This window comes from Nocardia vulneris (assembly GCF_001613425.1).
Classification (GTDB): domain Bacteria; phylum Actinomycetota; class Actinomycetes; order Mycobacteriales; family Mycobacteriaceae; genus Nocardia; species Nocardia vulneris.
This window is the reverse complement of sequence record NZ_BDCI01000017.1, coordinates 182,523-198,727: the sequence shown is the minus strand read 5'-3', so window position 1 is coordinate 198,727 and position 16,205 is coordinate 182,523. Positions and strand designations below refer to the sequence as shown.

Below are 16,205 nucleotides of genomic sequence, written 5' to 3'. Positions count from 1 at the left end.
ACAGCGCTCCCTCGGTGGCGACGTACCGGGCCGACCGATACCGGTCGAGGCCGGCGGACGCCCTCCCGGACTCCGAAAGTGAGTTGTCATGGCATATCGCAGGTTCTTGCTGCTCGCCGGCGTCGCGGCGATGGCACTGTCCGGCTGCTCGGCGCCGACCGCGGATCGGCTCGTCGCGGAGATCCGGGCCGACAGCAATCGGGACGGGGTCGTCGACGACAAGGACGCCGGTGCCGAGTCGAACGGCGCGATCATCCTGCCGAATATCGGCGACGTCGCGCGGCGTTGCCCGTCGAGCGCGAGCGAGCTTTCCGATGCGGAGCTGGCGGCCTGCCACGACGCCGCCGACGACGTGGCGCGCGCACCGGAATACCTGGCGCCGCTGGTGACGAGGCCGATCGGCGCCACCGCCGACGCGACGGGGCAGGTGGCCGCAGTAGGCGCCGGGGCGGACAAGATCCGGATATTCGCCAAACGGCAGGACACGTGGGTACCGCTGCGACCCGACACGAACCTGACCGAGATCGAGCTGCGGGACGGGGCCACCCTCGGTGTCGACGCCCGAGATGTGGTGCGTGACAAGGCAATCTGGGACGGCTTGGTTACCGTGCGGTTCACCGTCCGGCGGGGCGCCCGCACGGAGACCGACGATGTCGTGCTCCGGGTCGCGCCGGTCGTCCTGCACAACCACACCCAGCCCGCGCAGTCGGTGCTGGTGCCCGAGAGCGGCGACGATCGATCGCACGAGCAGTTCGTGGGTGAATTCGGCGCGGCCGCAAAGGCTTCCGGGATCGATGCACCCCTGATCCGGCTGCGCACCACCGACACCTGGGGACAGGACTTCGTGGAGATCGGCTACGTGTCGATGCCCGGACCCGGCGGCAAGGACGTCTCGTTGCGCGTCGCGATCCGCTCGCCGCAGCCGGAGCGCGAGGGCGGCCGCGCCGTCTTCGACCTCAAAGGCCCCGGCGTGGGCGCGATTCAGCTCGGCGGCTTCGGTGACCGGCTGGTGGACGCGTTCGGAAACGTCGAAACGATACCGCCGCATAGCCACAACGGGCGCGAGTTCCGCACCGGCCGGGTGATCATCGGCACCGGCAACGCGGACGACCCTGCGGTACGCAGCGGGGAATTGGAGAAATTCTTTGCCGCGCAGCAGGTTCAGGCGCCGGTGCTGCTGGACGCCGGATGGCTGGTGGTGGGCCACGTCGACGAGTTCGTCCAGTTCCTGCCGGCAACCGGCGGTCGCGGTTGGCGGCCTGCTGTGTCCGATCCGCGGCGCGGGCTGGAGATTCTGCGCGAACAGCAGCGCGGTGGGCACGGCGGCGAACGGGCGCTGTCGCGCCCGGGTGTCTCCGATCGCACCATCGACGAGGTGCTGCTGGACGAAAAGTTCGTCGCACGAAACGAAGTCGCCGCCCGCAAGATCGACGAGAACGTCGAGCGCCTGGTCCGCGAGGTCGGCTTGCGGCCGGAGGAGTTCGTCCGGATCCCGGGACTCTACGAATCCGGTGGTGTCCCGGAAGCGCCGGAGGGTTTGGTTGCCTTCTACCCGGGTGCCGTCAACGGCGTGCTGATGAACGCCTCGAACTATGTCGCTCCCCGCCAGTGGGGCCCGATCGTCGACGGTCGCGATGTCTTCGAAGCGGCGGTCACCGAGGTCTACCGATCGGTGGGACTGACGGTGCGCTATGTGGACGACTGGGCGGCTCTGCACCTGGGCGGCGGCGAAATCCATTGCGGATCCAATGTTCTACGAGAGATCGAGCCGGTCAACCGCCCTGCCGCCGGACCATCTCGGTGATCCAGATCGGGGCGAACGGAGACGTGCAGTTCGGCGGCGTCGGGTAGTCCGCGAGCACCTGCAGGCGTTCGCCGATGTCGATCGCCCGGGCGCGATGTTCGGCGTGCTCGATGCCGATCTGGGCCAGGCAGTGGTTCATCGCCCACTGCAGGCGCTCGGGTGCGTCCTTCAGGTCCGCCTCGATCACGTCGAGTAGTCCCGAAAGGTCCAGGCCGTCGGGCTTTTTCGCGACGCGGTCGGTGGTCAGCGCCCAGCCGGCGCTCGCGACCACCGGATCCGGGTCGGCGAGCCAGGACCGGCGCAGTTCTTCGGCGTGCGGGTTCTTTTTCACCACGTAGTTCACCAGCCAGTCGTGCACCTTGGGGGTGCGCGCCGCACGCAGCATGCGGTCCAGCTCGTCGCGCTCGAACGCTTTGGGACGGCAGATCAGGGTCGCCAGCAGCCGGGCGGTGGTGTCGCCGGTGGCCCACAGCTCGCGGGCGAGCTCCTGCTGGGTCTTCAGCCGCTTCGCCACCGCGCGCAACTGGCTGAGATTCACCCCGTGCTCGTCGCCGTGCTTCTCGTTGACGGCCCGGATCTTCGGATCTTCCAGGCCGGCCAACTCGGCCAGCACGCCGGCCACCGTCGTCTCGCCCACCTCGGCCTCCCGTTCGTCCAAAGGATCAGTTCGGTTGTGCGCCGTCCGCGCCGCGCTGGTGGCCGCGTCGGGCGTCGCGGTCGAAGATACCCATGATCTCGCACGGGCCGCCCGGTGCCCGGTCTCCTCGCACTGCGTTGCCGCTCGGCGGCCGGAACCAATCCTTTCATCCAGAATTAACCTGGGGGAGGTGTGATTCAACTCCAGGTGTGCAGTGGGGTTTGCGGAAATGTCCAATTAGTCGCGAGGGTCCGGCATATCCGAATGAGCTGAAACATTGCTGAAAAATGGTTTCGAATGCGTTTCCGCAGGGCAAACGGGTGACGGGCATCACGCTGCTGGGCCGTCGGATCGTGCTATATCCTCATCGAGCGGTACCAAGAATTGCATTTCACGCGTGATCATCTCTGAATCTGCCACCCTCCTCGGCCCGGCGAAGTTGTCCGAGGATGATCGATAGATGAGGGCGAAATGGAATATACCTGCCTGTCCGATTTTCCCATCCGATCGGGAAATCTCACCCTGTGGCGTACCGAGGCGGAAACCGCCGAGGCCTGGGAATTGGATAATCGGCCGCTGACGAGTCAGCACGAGAAGTATTGCGGGGAATTCGATTCGCTCGACGAACGGCCCGGGCGCGGCAAGTGGATCGGGACGATATTCGAGATGGACGCGCCGTTGGATCGGCGGGCGGTCCGCGATCTCATCTGGGTCTGGCATGCCAGGCACGAGGGCCTGCGCACCACGGCGCGGGTGGCGGCGCCCGGTGCTCGCCCGGCGCGATTCACCTGCGCGGCGTTGGGGGTCAAGGTCATTCGGGAAGTGGTCGACGCGGTCTCCGACGGCGACCAGCTCGGCCCGTACCTGTCGGCCGAGTTCGAACGGCGGCTGTCCCCGGCGGCTTGGCCGCACTGCCTGGTCGCGACCATCGAGCACCACGACACCGACGATTTCACGGTGCTGGTCGCCGCCGACCACTCGGTCATGGACGCCTACGGGCAGGCACTGATCATCAACGAGTTCCGTGCGCTGTACCGGGCGCTGCTCGACGGCTCGCGCATCGAGGCGCTGACCACGTGCGCGAGTTCTGCGGATTACGCCGTGCTGGAGCGGCAGGCCGCGGCGACGGTCACCGCGGACTGCCCGGCGACGCTGGCATGGCGGAATTTCTTCGATTCCTGCGACGGAAAGTTCCCGAGTTTTCCGCCATTGCCTTCGACGGTGTACGACCCGGCCCGGGAATCCGAGCAGAACAGCTTTTCTCGCTGGTTGCTCGACAATTCCGAATCGGATCTGATCGAGGCGGCGGCGACCGCCCGCGGCTACCGGCTCACCGCTGTGATCTTCGCGGCGTTGGCCTATGCCTCCTATCGTGTCTCGGGCACCAGCGAATTCCGGACGATCATGCCGGTGGCCACCCGGCCGAGCGCCCAGTGGGCGGAGTCGATGGGCTGGTTCGTCAACATCGTGCCGCTCTCGGTCACGGTGGGCCCGGACCGGAGTTTCGACTCCGCACTGCACGATGCCGCGGCTGCGCTGAAGGCGGTCCGGCCGCTGACCATGGTGCCCGCGGGGCCGGTCTGTGAACTGCTGGAGATCGCCGATACCCCACGCTTCGGTGTGTCGTTCGTCGACATGCGCCGGGTGCCGGGTGTCGACACGATCGGCAGCCTGCGCCACCGCCTGCTGCGGGCCGAGTCGTATTCGCCGGACGAGGTCTACTTCTGGGTCGGGCGCACCGTGGACGGATTGAACATCTCGACGCGCTTCCCGGCCTCGTTCCCGCTCAGCGAGATGGACCGGTTCATCGGCGAATTCGTCGGCGGCTTACGCGAATTCGCCGGCGGCGCGGTCCCGGCACTCGAGGTGATCGACGCCGCGGTCGGCTGCGGGGCCGCGTGATCCGCATCGGCGGCGTGGATTTCGCGCTGCGGCCGACACGCCGCCCGATCATCGTCGCGCCCACCGCCGCGAGCGCCAGAGCCGCGAAATCCGCGCCGACCTCCGCGGTGCCGCCTTCGTTCTTGCAGCAGGACCACCTGGACGGTGTGCTCGGCGGTGTATCCGACGGTGTGTACCTGGGCATGGTCACGCGGATCTCCGGTGCGCTGGATCTGGCCGCGCTCACGGTGGTGATCACCGATTTCGTGCAGGCGCACGACGGTCTGCGCACCTGGTTCGAGCCGACCGCGCTGGGCTGTATCCGCCACATCCTCGCGCCCGAGGATGTGCAGTTCGGGACGCGGGAACTGGCTGGGGCCGAAGGGGACTGGGCCGTGGCGCTGACCGACTACTTCGATGCCGTGTCCTCGCCGCTGCAGTGGCCGAGCGCGGCCTTCGCGGTGCTGCCGGGTGCGGAGGGGTTCGAGGTGGTCTTCGCCGTCGATCACGCCTTCAGCGACGGCATGTCGCAGGCCCTGGCGGCACTCGAACTCACCGAGCGTTATCGGGCCAGGACGGCGGGTCGCGCCGCGTCCTGGCCTGGCCCTGGTGGGTCGAGTACCGACTACGCGGCCGACGAACGGGCCCGTGCCTCGGACGCGCTCGCGGCGGATCTGTATCCGTACTGGCAGGATGCGCTGGCCGAGAACGACTTTCGGCTGCCGGTGTCGCCCATCGAACGCGGTGGTCCCGCGCCGAAACGGCATCGCCGCCGGGTCGAGGGTTCGGTACTGCTCGACGCCGACCTGGTCCAGGCCTTCGATCAAGCACTCGCGCGCACCGGTGCGAGCGTCGCGGCGGCCATGTTCAGCGTGCTGGCGCTGGCCGATTTCGAAACGACCGGCAGCGAGTTCTATTGGTCGCTGAACGTGCTGTCCACCCGCTTCGGTGCGCGCTTCCGCACTGCGCAGGGCTGGTTCTGCAACTTCGTCCCGGTCTCGTTCGAGTTGCCGCCGGTGCCGAGCTTCGCCGCGACGCTGCCGATCGCGCGGGACGCGCTCGAGCGCGGCAGGCAGATGTCGCGGTTGCCCGCACACGGTGCGATCGCCCAGTTGTTCGCCCGCGGGTACGGCGCCGACCTGGTCACCCGGGAGCCGAGTTTCGTCACCCTGCTCGACCTGCGCACCGTGGACGAGGCGCTGGGCGCGGAGGCCGACACCCGCATCCTGACCGCCGACGGCACCACCTCGACGGTGTCGATCTGGTTGGGGCGCAACAACACCGAATACTTCGTCTGCATCGGCGCGCCGGATCTGCCGGAAACCTGGGAACAGGCCGGGGATTACGTGCAGCGGCTGCGCCGGATCCTGGTCTCGATCGCGGAGACCGGTGATTACCGCAGTGCGTGCCCGCTCGCCGCGATATCCGGCATCTGGCAGTGACGCGGGCACATCGATCGGAAGGAGGGCCGAGATGGTCGGAGTGATCGTGCCGCACCGCATGGCGGATCTGGACTGTGCGAGCGCACGCACGCAGGTGCGCTCGGACACCGTGTCGATCCATGCGATCTGGTTGTTCGACACCGCGCTCAGCGATGCGACGCTCGACCGTTTCCACCGGCTCTTGCAGCGCGGCGTGCTCGGCCGGGTCGCCGCGACACCGTTCATCGGCACCGCGGGTGACCGCTGGGTGCGCGCGCACGCGTTCGCGCCGGTGGAACGTTATGCGGGCGCGCTGCCCAGAGAGCACGTGACCGACTGGATCGCGGAGCGGGCCCGCGGCGAGCTGGACACCTACGGCGGTCCGGCTTGGCGGCTCTCGGTGACCACCCTGGACGACGGCGGATCCGCTGTGTCCCTGCTGGTTTCGCACACGCTGACCGACGGGCTGGCGCTGATCCGGGCGCTCGAGGAAGCCGCCGCGTCGTCACCGCGGGCGTGGTCGTTCGAAGCGGACCGGGTCGGCCGGTTCCGGCTCTTCGTCTCCGACCTGTTCGCCGCGGTACGGCGGGTGGCGGCCCTGGCGCCCGCCGTGCCCACGGTCACGCGGTTCATCCGGGAGTCCAGGCAGCAGCCGCACCACGGCTCGGTGGCGCCCCCGCCGGCGCCGCTGACCGCAACGCTGCCCACCGATTTCACCCTGCCGTTCGTGCTCGCAGTGGTGCCCGCCGACCAGTGGCGCAAACAGGCCGAGGCGCGCGGCGGCAACGACGCGTCGCTGGCGGTCGCGGTGATGGCCGAGCTGGCGACCCGGGTCGGTCGCACCGACGCGCAGGGGCGGGCCCGGATCGCGATGCCGGTCAGCATCCGGCAGCCGCAGCACGACACCCGGGGAAACGCGCTCGGCGCCATCGATCTCGTCGTCGACCGGACCGGCGCGAACGACGACCTCACCGAGATCAGGGCCGAGGTCAAACGAAAACTGCAACGCCGAGAGTCGGATGGGCGAGCCTACGCCGCGCTCCTGAAACTGGCCCTGGTGCTACCGCCTTCGGTGTTCCGGAAGCTGGCGCGTGACCTGACGAAGGATCAGGTCACCACCGGCTGTTCGTATGTCACCTGTCCGGATCCGTTGGTGCGCACCGTGGCCGGCGTCCCGGCGAGCATCTTCAGCCTCGGACTGATCACCCAGCGGCTCGAGGCGCTCGACGAGGTCTACCGGTGCGGCGGATACCTGTTCGGCGGGTTCGTCGCCTCGAACGACGCCATCTGCCTGCGGATCCAAGGGCTGCATCCGCCGCACCCGCTCGACCGGCAGCAGCTCTCGGCTGCGGTCGGATCGATTTTGGACGACTACGGGCTCGCCCCGGTCTTCCTGTAACGGGCTCTGTCCCAGAACACGAGGTGAGTCGATGAAAGCACTGCTGGCCTTCGGCGGCAGCCGGGGTGACGCACAGCCCGGTATCGCGTTGGCGCGCGAGCTGATCGGGCGCGGCCACGACGTGCGGCTCACCGTGTCGCCGAACCTGGTCCGGCTCGCGGCCGAGAGCGGAGTGCCCGCAACGCCTTTCGGTTTGGACACCGACGAGTTGCTGCGCGCCCAGTTCGAGAACGCCGGGCAGGGCGGGCCGATCGCCCGGGTGCGCGCGTTGCGCGCGGTGAATCGGCAGGGCTTCGCCGAGATGGCCGACGACCTGCTGGCGGCCGCGGCCGGTGTGGACGTGATCGTCGGGGCGATGGCGAACGAGGAGGTGGCGCGCGGTGTGGCCGCGCGCGCCGGTGTCCCGTTCGCGGCGGTGCACTACTTCCCGATCCGGCCCAACCGCGCGGTTCCCGTGGTGCCGAACGGGTTCGGCGCGAAGCTCTCCGGTGCACTGAACAGACGCTGCTGGTCGGTGTTGGGCGCGGCGCGGGCGTGGGCGATCGCGCCGGATGTCGAGCAGTTGTACGGCGCGACGCCGCGGGAATCGACGCTGCCCGATATCGCGATTCAGGCCTACGACGATCGGCTGTTCCCCGGGTTGCGCGACGAGTGGGGCCCGGACCGGCCGTTCACCGGCTTCTTCACCCAGCCGCCCGCCGCCGCGGCCGCGGAAGATCCGCACCTCACGAATTGGCTTGCGGCCGGGCCCGCGCCGGTTTACGTGGGTTTCGGTTCGATGCCGGTCCCGGATATCGACGCGACGATCGAACAGGTGCGGGTCGCGTGCCGCGCGGTCGGCCGGCGGCTGCTGTTCGTCTCCGGCGCCACCGCCGCCGAGAGCGAGTACTCCGCGGAGTACGCCCTGCTCCGCAGCGTCGACCATGCGACGGTGCTGCCGCGCTGCGCGGCCGTGGTGCACCACGGTGGGGCGGGCACCACCGCGGCGGCGCTGCGGGCGGGCGTGCCCGCGGTGGTGTGCTCGTTCATGGCCGATCAGCCGTACTGGGGACAGCAGGTGCAGGCTCTCGGCCTCGGTGTGGCACTGCCGTTTTCGCGTCTGTCCACCGCGAGGCTCGCGGCCGCGCTGGATCAGGTGACGGGTCCGGATGTCACAGCGCGCGCCGCTCGGTTCGCCACCGGATTCCAGGGGGCGGGCGTGCATAGGGCGGCAGCCCTGGTCGAGGCGCTACCCGTCCGATCGGCCGGCACCGCGAACGCAGGGGGACTCCGATGACCGCCGCCACCGATATCGCGATCGAAACACAGGGACTCGGCAAGTCTTTCGGTGGCGTGCGTGCGGTCGACGCGGTCGATCTGCGGGTGTCCAGTGGCACGGTGTTCGCGCTGCTCGGTCCCAACGGGGCGGGTAAGACGACCATCGTGCGAATGCTGGCCACCCAGCTGCGGCCCGACCGGGGCAGCGCCCGCATCTTCGGCTACGACGTGGCCGCGGACGCGACCGCGGTGCGGTCCATGATCGGGCTCACCGGGCAGTACGCCTCGGTGGACGAAAGCCTCTCCGCCACCGAGAATCTCCAGATATTCGGCCGGTTGCTCGGCCTGTCCCGGCGGGCGGCGAACGCGCGGGCCGCGGAACTGATCGAGCAGTTCCAGCTGACGGCGGCGCAGAATCGCCCCGCGCGCACGCTGTCCGGCGGTACCCGGCGCAGGCTGGATCTGGCTGCCTCCCTGATCATTCCGCCGCCGCTGCTGTTTCTCGACGAGCCCACCACCGGGCTCGACCCGCACACCAGGATGCGGATGTGGGACACCATCCGCGCGCTGGTCGCCGAGGGCGTGACGGTGCTGCTCACCACGCAGTACCTCGAGGAAGCCGACATGCTCTCGGACCGGATCGCCGTGATCGACAACGGCTCCGTGGTCGCCGAGGGCAGTGCCGACGATCTCAAGGCGGCAGTCGGTGCGGACGTGCTCCGGCTCGACCTGCTCGACCAGGCGGGCGTGCAGACCGCGGTCCTGATCGCGGAACGCCTGGCGGGGAACGCGGTACGGATCAGCCCGGAGGGTGCGACGATCTCGGTGCCGCTGCGCGATGTCGACACCGCGACCGTCGTACTGACCGAATTGCGCCGTGCGGGTGTCGGTTTGCGCGGCTTCGGGGTCGACCGGCCGGAACTCAACGAAGTGTTCCTCACGCTGACCAACCGGGCGCAGGCACCGCACGGAGCGCCGGTCTGATGGCGCGGGTACTGGACGCTCAGGAATCGAGGATGCGATGGCGGTAGTGACGGCAGGCGCGGCGGCCGACCAGGCGCGCGAGAAACCGGTGATCGATCGACGGCCACGGGTCCGCCACCTCAGCACCCGAGCGGCGGTGTATCAGTCGCTGATCATGGCATTGCGCGGTCTGCTGATCTTCCGGCGCAGCCCGCAACTGCTGTTCGATGCGGCGCTGCTGCCCATTCTCGGACCGGTGTTGTTCGGCAACATCTTCGGCATCGCGGTGGCGGGCAGTTTGCAGGCGTACCTGCCGACCCTTATTCCCGGCGTGCTGGTGCAGATCGTGCTCACCTCCTCGGTCGCGACCGGCGTCCAACTGTGTGAGGACATGAGTTCCGGTGTGCACGAGCGGTTTTCCGCGATGCCGCTGGCGCGGCTGGCGCCGATCATCGGCGCGCTGCTGGCCGGGATCGTCCGCTACGGCATGGCCGCGGTCATCGTGGTGCTCGTCGGGACGGTGATGGGCTACCGGCCCGAACACCCGATCGGCTGTGCGGTGGCGGTGCTGCTCGTCGTGCTGGTGACCGTGGCACTGAGCTGGATCTTCGCCTACGTGGGCGTGACCGTCGCCAGACCGACCGCGGTGCAGGGCATTTCGACACTGATCCTGCTCGGGCTTACCTTGGTCTCCAACGCGCTGGTGCCGACGGCGGCGATGCCGGAGTGGTTGCGCCGCGTCTCGGCGGTGAATCCGGTCTCGCGGCTGGTGTCGGCGGTGCGCACGCTGGCCGACACCGGCCGGTTCGGCGCCGACGCGTGGTGGTCGTTGATCGGGGCACTGATCGTGGTGACGGTGCTCGCGCCACTGACCTACAAAGCGCTGCGTCCACGTTGATCGCGGAAGGAATACCGATGCCCGCACCGATGAATCGTCTCACCCCGGACGACGACCTGTTTCGCCGAGTGGACCGGCTTTTCGGCTCCGTCATCGTCAACCAGTTCGCGTTGCTGTTCGATCGACCCCTGGATCGCGCGGTGGTGCAGGCCTTGCACGCCCACCTCGCCGCCGGATTCCTCGCGCGGCGCGTGGTCACCTCCCGCATTCCGCTGGCGCGGCCTTGGTGGCAGCCCGCCCACGGGTCGATTCCGCTTGTCTGGCAGCAAGATCCGGTCGGTGACGGTGCACTGGTCGATTGGCTGGCCGACCAGGCGGAGGTGGAGTTCGATCCGGCGACCGGCCGGCTCTGGCGGCTCTCGGTCGCGCCGTACGGCACCGGACACGTGCTGTCCCTGGTGATCTCGCATATCGCCGCGGACGGCAGCGGCGCGGTCGGCGCGATCGGGGACGCGCTCGCACGCGTCGCCGCCGAGCTGCCGGTGCGCCGGGCCGACAGCTCGGGCGCATTGGTCGGCGACGCACCCGAAAGCGGTGTGTGGCGGCACAATCTGGCCGATGCGGCAGGTCAACTGCGCGCCATCGGCACCGGCATCGTGCGCGCGTTCCGGGCACGTGGGATCACCGAGCCGCCCCGCCCGCCCCGGCCGGACGACCTCGTGGTACCGATGGGGGAGCGCTATCACCCGGCCGAGGTGATCCTGAATGTTCCACTCGCGCAATGGGAGAACGCCGCCGCCGCGCACGGTGGCACCGCGAACGGGTTGATGCTCGGCGCGGCCCTCGGGGTGCTCGGACGCAGCGGCCGGATCCGCGACGGCGACCTGGCGCGCATCGAGATCCCGCGGTCGCTGCGCGTGCCCGGCGATCCGCGCGGTAACGCGACGACCGGCATACCGATCAGCGTGCCCTATCGCAAGGGCGAACTCGCCGATCTGGGCGCGATCCGGTCCGCGACCAAGGCCGCGATCACCGCGTACGACGACCCTGATCGGATACCGCCGCTGCAGCACCTGCAACCGTTGCAGATGGTGATCCCGGACGCGATCGCCCGCAAACTCGCGCGCACCTCCAAAGCGCCGCTGTGCCTGTGCACCAACCTGGGTGGCGCGGCGGGACCGCTGCTGAACCTGGGCGCGCACCGGGCCCGCGCGGTGTTGCTGCGACCCATGCTGAAGGAAGCCGAGACCGAACTGTACCGGCGCACCGAGGCCGGGCTGAACATGTCCTGGTGCAGCGACGGCGAACAGGTGTTCCTCGCGGTCACCGCGGCCGACCCCGACCACTTTCCCACCCGGGAAGTGTTGCGCGGCTTCGTCGAGGAGGAGTTCGCCGCCTGGGGTCTACATCCGGACTTCTGGTAGGTCAGCCGCAGGTCGAGCCCTGCGCCGGGCGGTTCGCGAAGCGGTCGGCCAGCCAGGGCTGCCACTGGTCGCCGCCGGATTCGAAGCCGTTGTGGTCGCCGGGCAGTACCACGTCGCGCAGCGGAATTCCTTTGCGGCACATGTTCGCCGCCGCGGCATCGGACCAGGCCGTCTCGACGAGGACATCCCGGTTCGCGCGCAGCAGCAGCGTGGGCACCGTGCTCTGGGACTGCGGCAGCTCGGTGCGTTGCTGGAAGTCGGTGACGACGGCGCGCGCGGCGGCATCGGTGAACCGGGCCTGATCCGGGGTCAGTGTGGCGGCCACGTCGCTGTCGAGCACGTCGCCGGTGCAGCGGGTGGCCAAAGCCGGTGCGGCGGCCAGCAACTGGCCGTGCAGGATCTGATCGAAGCCGAAATCCGGTCGCTGCGCGCGGATGCCGGACACGACGTACGGCAGCACCAGGTACTGGTCCGTGCTCAAGGTTCCGGCATCGATGTTCGACGCGATCGACAGCCGCAGCGCGGGGGAGATCAGCACGTTGGCGACGAGTTGCAGCTCCGGTGCGTAGCGCGGGGCCGACTCCGCGGCCGCCTCGGTCGCGCGGCCGCCCTGCGAAACACCCAGCAGGGCAACCTTTTCCGAGAGCGGCAGCTTCAGGTGGCCTGCCGCGCGGATCGCGTCCAGCACGTTGTAGCCCGAACTCGCGGAGTCGAGATACGGTGCGGCGCCCGGACCGTCGAGGCCCTGGAAATTGGTCATGGCGACCGCGTAACCGGCCCGCAGCAGCTCCGCCACGGTGCCGGCGGCGCCGAACAGATTCGGCGACCCGGTCGGGGCACACCGCGCCGTGACGCCCGCCGTGCCGTGGCCGAAGCCGACCAGTGGCCAGCCGCCGCGCGGCGCCTGTCCCGCGGGCAGGAAGACCGCGCCGGACACCTCGATCGGCTGTCCCGAGGCCGCCGTCGAGACGTAGCGCAGATATGTCGCGGTACCGGCGGCGGCGAGCGCATCACCGACCATCAGCGGACGAGTCTCGATCACCTGCCCGGGTTCGCGCGCCGGGGGCTCGCTCTTCTCGCTCCCGCAGCCCGCGAGCAGCACCAGCGCCGTCAGCGCCAGCATGGCGATCGGTCGCGCACATCGAACGGTCATCCGAGCCCCTCGGGGGATTGCCGTCCGTGCCGGGACAACTCCGTCCCGGTCGCCGATCCGGCAGCTGCCTACAGGTCAGAAGATCACTGAGCTATCCGCAGGCTACCCGCTGTGCTCGTGTTCGGTCGGTCGACCCGCGTCCGGACACCGCCGGATCGGGTGGACTACGGCCGGGAGCCGGGGTGCCGGGTGTGTGGCCACTGCTGCTGCGGGACGGGGTCGTGGCGGCGACGGCGTTCGGCGCGGCTCTGCGGATCCATGGCCCGCGCGGTCGCGGCGAGCAGCAGCAGCACGATGAGCGCGCCGCCTGCGGTGGTTGCCCACAAGAGCATTGTCGTTTCCTCGAATTCTCGGCTGTACAACGATGCGGTCCCGGTCCCCGCACTCCGGCAGCCAACTGGCGCAGATGTTTTCACGGCACGCCCGGGTGCGCGAGCCGACAGTCCACAAAGTGGGAAACCTTTGGCGCCGGCACAACCCGGCCTTGCCGATGCTGGTGGTGGTCACAAAAAGGATTTGCCCACACTGACACACTCGGTGACATGGCTGCTGTCCACCTCGAACTCGGTAACCGGCAATGGATATTGCGACGTCGTCCCGTAGATGTGGTGCGCGACAGCGACTTCGAGCTGGTGCACGCACTCGTGCCGGAGATCGGCCCGGCCGAAGCGCTGGTGCGGGTGCACTGGCTCGGCATCGACCCCACCCAGCGGGGCTGGCTCAACGACGGCGACAACTACATCGATCCCGTGCCGCTCGACACGGTGATGCGCGGCAGCGGCGTCGGCGAGATCGTCGCGTCGAACCATCCGGACTATCCGGTCGGTGCGTGGGTCGCGGGCATGGTCGGCTGGCAGGACTACGCCGTGGCTTCGGGGCAGGGGCTGTTCGGGTTGAACATCGTGCCCGGCGGTGTCGACCCCACGCTGATGCTGAGCCTGTTCGGGGTCACCGGATTGACCGCGTACTTCGGCATGGTCGAGATCGGCCGGGTGGGCGCGGGCGACACCGTGGTGGTCAGCGCCGCGGCGGGGGCCACCGGCTCCGTTGCGGGGCAGCTCGCGAAAGCCTTGGGCTGCAAGGTGATCGGAATCGCGGGCGGGCCGCAGAAGTGTGCCTGGCTCACCGAGCGGGCCGGCTTCGACGTCGCCATCGACTACAAGCACGAGAATGTGCGGAAACGCTTGGCAGACACCGCTTCCGGGGGCATCGACGTGTTCTTCGACAGCGTCGGCGGCAGCATTCTGGACGACGGGCTGGCCAATCTCGCGCGGCAGGCCCGGGTGGTGCTGTGCGGTGGCATCGCCTCGGGCTACACCGCGGGCGGCGCGGCGTACGCGTTGCGCAACTACCCGGAGTTGATGATGCAGCGCGCGCGGATGGAAGGTTTCATCGTGCTGGACTACGTGGACCGCTACCCCGAGGCCTTCGGTGCACTGTCCGGGTGGCATGCGGCGGGGAAGATCGTGGTGGCCGAGCACATCGTCGACGGTCTCGAATCCGCGCCCGCGGCGCTGCGCGGTCTGTTCGAAGGGCGCAACATCGGCAAGCAACTCGTCCGGGTCGCATCGGCCTGAACCCGGACCTGCATGATGGGCGCATGCTTCCTACCGACGACCTGGCTCAGGTAGACCGTCGACCCGCTGTGGTCGACACGCCGCTCGGCACCGTCGAGTTCTCCGTCCGGATCGGGTCGGAAGCACTGCCCGCGGAATCGAATGCGCTGTGGCGCTTGCCCAATGGCACGCATCTACACAGATGGCAACAGCAGGCCGCGACGATCGATCTGTTGCTCGGCAGTGTCGACGTGACGCCGTGGGACGGTGGCGCGCCGATTCCGGTGTGGGCCGGCATCTGGCAGGTACAGGCGCACGCGAAAGTGCCGGGGTTGGTGGTCGTGGCCGAACTGACCGACCTGCCCGCCGACGCGTACGGCGGCCCGGACTCCGGCGAATGCCTTGCGGCGGTGAGTGTCGAGAACGAGCATTTCATGGTGTCGATCGGCGGTCCCGACACCGAGTTGCTCGCCATGCAGGCCAAGGACGGCCGGCTGTTTCCGTATCGCTGGGCGCGCCTGCTGCCCAAGGACGACAGCAGCGCCGACTACGGCGTACGGTACGCGGACCCGGCTCGCGTGGCCTGGCACCTCCCCGACCTGAGCCCCGCCGAAGCGGCCCGCCTGTGCATCGCCACCGCGTGGTGCGCCCGCGACGACGATCGTCCCGCCGCCTGGTTCGCCGTCGACATGCCGCTGGACACCGCCTACCTCCACCTGATCACCGACCCGGCCTGACACCGCGCAGGTCGGCTGTTCAGCAGTCCGGTTGGAAGGGGAAGCAGCCCTGCGGGGTACGGGGTGACGGCGGTCCGGTGGTGGGTTCCGAGGTGGTCGGCGGCACTTCGATGGGCAGTTGCGGCGGCGGCTCGGTCACGCTGTGATTGCCGGTGTCGGGCGGACCCACGGCCGGGCCGGATTTCGCGAAGAGCCAGATGGCACCGCCGAGGATCAGCACCGCCGCCACGGCCCCGATCGCCAGGAGCAGCGGGCCGCGGTTCGTGCGTGGTTTGGCGGAGCCGGTTTTGGTGGGTTTGGGTTTGTCGGCGGGGCGTTTGGCGCGCGCGGCACCGGTGGTCGACAGCGGCGCCGGGCTCGGTTCCGTGGGCGGCGGGGCGTCGGCGGGGCCGGGCAAGGTCGGCGGCGGGCCGGGGGAGACCGGGGGAGCGTGCGTCGGTGCGGGTGGTTTGTCGGCCTCCGCGCTGCGGAACCCCTCCGCGGCCAGCTGGGCGACGGTGACCGCATCGGCGAAGTGCAACGCCGCCAACGCGGCTCGCACCTGTTCGGCGGTCCACGCGATCTCGCGGCGGGCGGTGGTGCGGAACCAGCCGCGCAATTCCCGGAGTTCCCCGGCGAGCACTTCGATCCCCGCGGGCAGCGGTCCGCCCGGGTCCGCCGTGACGGCGGTACCGACCTGTGGCAGCACCAGCACCAGGCCGGTGACGTTCGTGTCGATGTCGGCCGCACTCGCCAAATGCTGTGCCAGGCTGTCCATCGCGGCGTGTACCCGCGGCAGCGGGTTCGGGTCGCCCGCCGGCACCCGCACCGGGTCACCGTCGAAACCTGTCAGCTGCCAGCGCTCTTCGGCGGGACAGCGCAGAGTGCCGCTCTCCTTCAGCAGCATTCCCTCGACCTGGATGACGATGCAGGCATTGGGTGTGATCACCAGCAGATCGGTCGCCGGGCCCTCGGGTAGCGAGTATCCCGAGATCGCCACGCCGGGAATCAGATACGGTCCGGTCCAGGTGTGCAGCCACTCGATGACGAGCCGTTGCGGCTCCGGCATGTCGTCCCGAGCGCCGTTGAGCACCAGCATGGCGTTGGATCTCCTCGTACCGAGCCCCGAATCACTACCGTCTGAACAGTAACCCGT

At 69.4% G+C, this 16,205-nt stretch carries 14 protein-coding genes; 10 read left to right on the top strand and 4 right to left on the bottom strand.

Translation table 11 applies throughout. The features are described 5' to 3' along the window. The first annotated feature begins 88 nt into the window (after nucleotides 1-88). A complete protein-coding gene (locus NVU01S_RS18640) occupies nucleotides 89-1,804 on the top strand; it encodes a protein-arginine deiminase domain-containing protein (protein ID WP_052280313.1) in 1,716 nt (571 codons plus the stop codon). Here NVU01S_RS18640 and NVU01S_RS18635 read toward each other — a convergent pair. After that, nucleotides 1,773-2,441 (bottom strand): DNA alkylation repair protein, encoded by a 669-nt coding sequence (locus NVU01S_RS18635; RefSeq protein WP_043666730.1) that lies wholly within the window; start codon nucleotides 2,439-2,441, stop codon nucleotides 1,773-1,775. The two genes, NVU01S_RS18640 and NVU01S_RS18635, sit on opposite strands and share 32 nt — an antisense overlap. Nucleotides 2,442-2,912: 471 nt before the next feature. On the opposite strand from NVU01S_RS18635, the gene NVU01S_RS18630 reads away from it, so the two are divergent. The 7 genes from NVU01S_RS18630 to NVU01S_RS18600 are packed head-to-tail and all read left to right on the top strand — an operon-like array spanning nucleotide 2,913 to nucleotide 11,624. Continuing rightward, nucleotides 2,913-4,343, top strand: coding sequence for a condensation domain-containing protein (locus NVU01S_RS18630; RefSeq protein WP_043666404.1), 1,431 nt, complete (start codon nucleotides 2,913-2,915; stop codon nucleotides 4,341-4,343). Beyond that, nucleotides 4,340-5,764: a condensation domain-containing protein gene (locus tag NVU01S_RS18625; RefSeq protein WP_043666402.1), complete on the top strand. Its 1,425-nt coding sequence runs from the start codon at nucleotides 4,340-4,342 to the stop codon at nucleotides 5,762-5,764. The genes NVU01S_RS18630 and NVU01S_RS18625 overlap by 4 nt, the downstream gene beginning before the upstream one ends. Before the next feature lie 31 nt (nucleotides 5,765-5,795). Beyond that, complete coding sequence (locus NVU01S_RS18620; RefSeq protein ID WP_043666400.1) at nucleotides 5,796-7,142, top strand: hypothetical protein; 1,347 nt, start codon at nucleotides 5,796-5,798, stop codon at nucleotides 7,140-7,142. Between the two features lie 31 nt (nucleotides 7,143-7,173). After that, the gene (locus tag NVU01S_RS18615) at nucleotides 7,174-8,418 is read left to right on the top strand and encodes a glycosyltransferase (protein WP_052280312.1); all 1,245 of its coding nucleotides are present in this window, start codon (nucleotides 7,174-7,176) and stop codon (nucleotides 8,416-8,418) included. Continuing rightward, nucleotides 8,415-9,383: a daunorubicin resistance protein DrrA family ABC transporter ATP-binding protein gene (locus NVU01S_RS18610; RefSeq protein ID WP_043666398.1), complete on the top strand. Its 969-nt coding sequence runs from the start codon at nucleotides 8,415-8,417 to the stop codon at nucleotides 9,381-9,383. Before NVU01S_RS18615 ends, NVU01S_RS18610 begins: the two co-directional genes overlap by 4 nt. 37 nt (nucleotides 9,384-9,420) lie before the next feature. After that, nucleotides 9,421-10,260 (top strand): ABC transporter permease, encoded by an 840-nt coding sequence (locus NVU01S_RS18605; protein ID WP_043666396.1) that lies wholly within the window; start codon nucleotides 9,421-9,423, stop codon nucleotides 10,258-10,260. Between the two features lie 17 nt (nucleotides 10,261-10,277). Further along, nucleotides 10,278-11,624: a condensation domain-containing protein gene (locus tag NVU01S_RS18600; RefSeq protein ID WP_043666393.1), complete on the top strand. Its 1,347-nt coding sequence runs from the start codon at nucleotides 10,278-10,280 to the stop codon at nucleotides 11,622-11,624. Between the two features lies 1 nt (nucleotide 11,625). Here the strand turns inward: NVU01S_RS18600 and NVU01S_RS18595 are convergent, their stop codons facing one another. Together NVU01S_RS18595 and NVU01S_RS43425 are read right to left on the bottom strand one after the other, a co-directional pair. Further along, entirely contained in the window at nucleotides 11,626-12,777 is a 1,152-nt protein-coding gene (locus NVU01S_RS18595) for a lipase family protein (protein WP_043666391.1), read from the bottom strand. Nucleotides 12,778-12,941: 164 nt separating this feature from the next. Next, nucleotides 12,942-13,109, bottom strand: coding sequence for a hypothetical protein (locus NVU01S_RS43425; RefSeq protein WP_156161469.1), 168 nt, complete (start codon nucleotides 13,107-13,109; stop codon nucleotides 12,942-12,944). A 210-nt stretch (nucleotides 13,110-13,319) separates the two neighbouring features. On the opposite strand from NVU01S_RS43425, the gene NVU01S_RS18590 reads away from it, so the two are divergent. Together NVU01S_RS18590 and NVU01S_RS18585 are read left to right on the top strand one after the other, a co-directional pair. Next, the gene (locus NVU01S_RS18590; RefSeq protein ID WP_043666386.1) at nucleotides 13,320-14,354 is read left to right on the top strand and encodes an NADP-dependent oxidoreductase; all 1,035 of its coding nucleotides are present in this window, start codon (nucleotides 13,320-13,322) and stop codon (nucleotides 14,352-14,354) included. Between the two features lie 23 nt (nucleotides 14,355-14,377). Next, nucleotides 14,378-15,070 (top strand): hypothetical protein, encoded by a 693-nt coding sequence (locus NVU01S_RS18585; RefSeq protein ID WP_156161468.1) that lies wholly within the window; start codon nucleotides 14,378-14,380, stop codon nucleotides 15,068-15,070. Between the two features lie 19 nt (nucleotides 15,071-15,089). Here NVU01S_RS18585 and NVU01S_RS18580 read toward each other — a convergent pair whose 3' ends face one another. Then, a complete protein-coding gene (locus tag NVU01S_RS18580) occupies nucleotides 15,090-16,148 on the bottom strand; it encodes a hypothetical protein (RefSeq protein ID WP_043666380.1) in 1,059 nt (352 codons plus the stop codon). Between the last annotated feature and the right edge of the window lie 57 nt (nucleotides 16,149-16,205).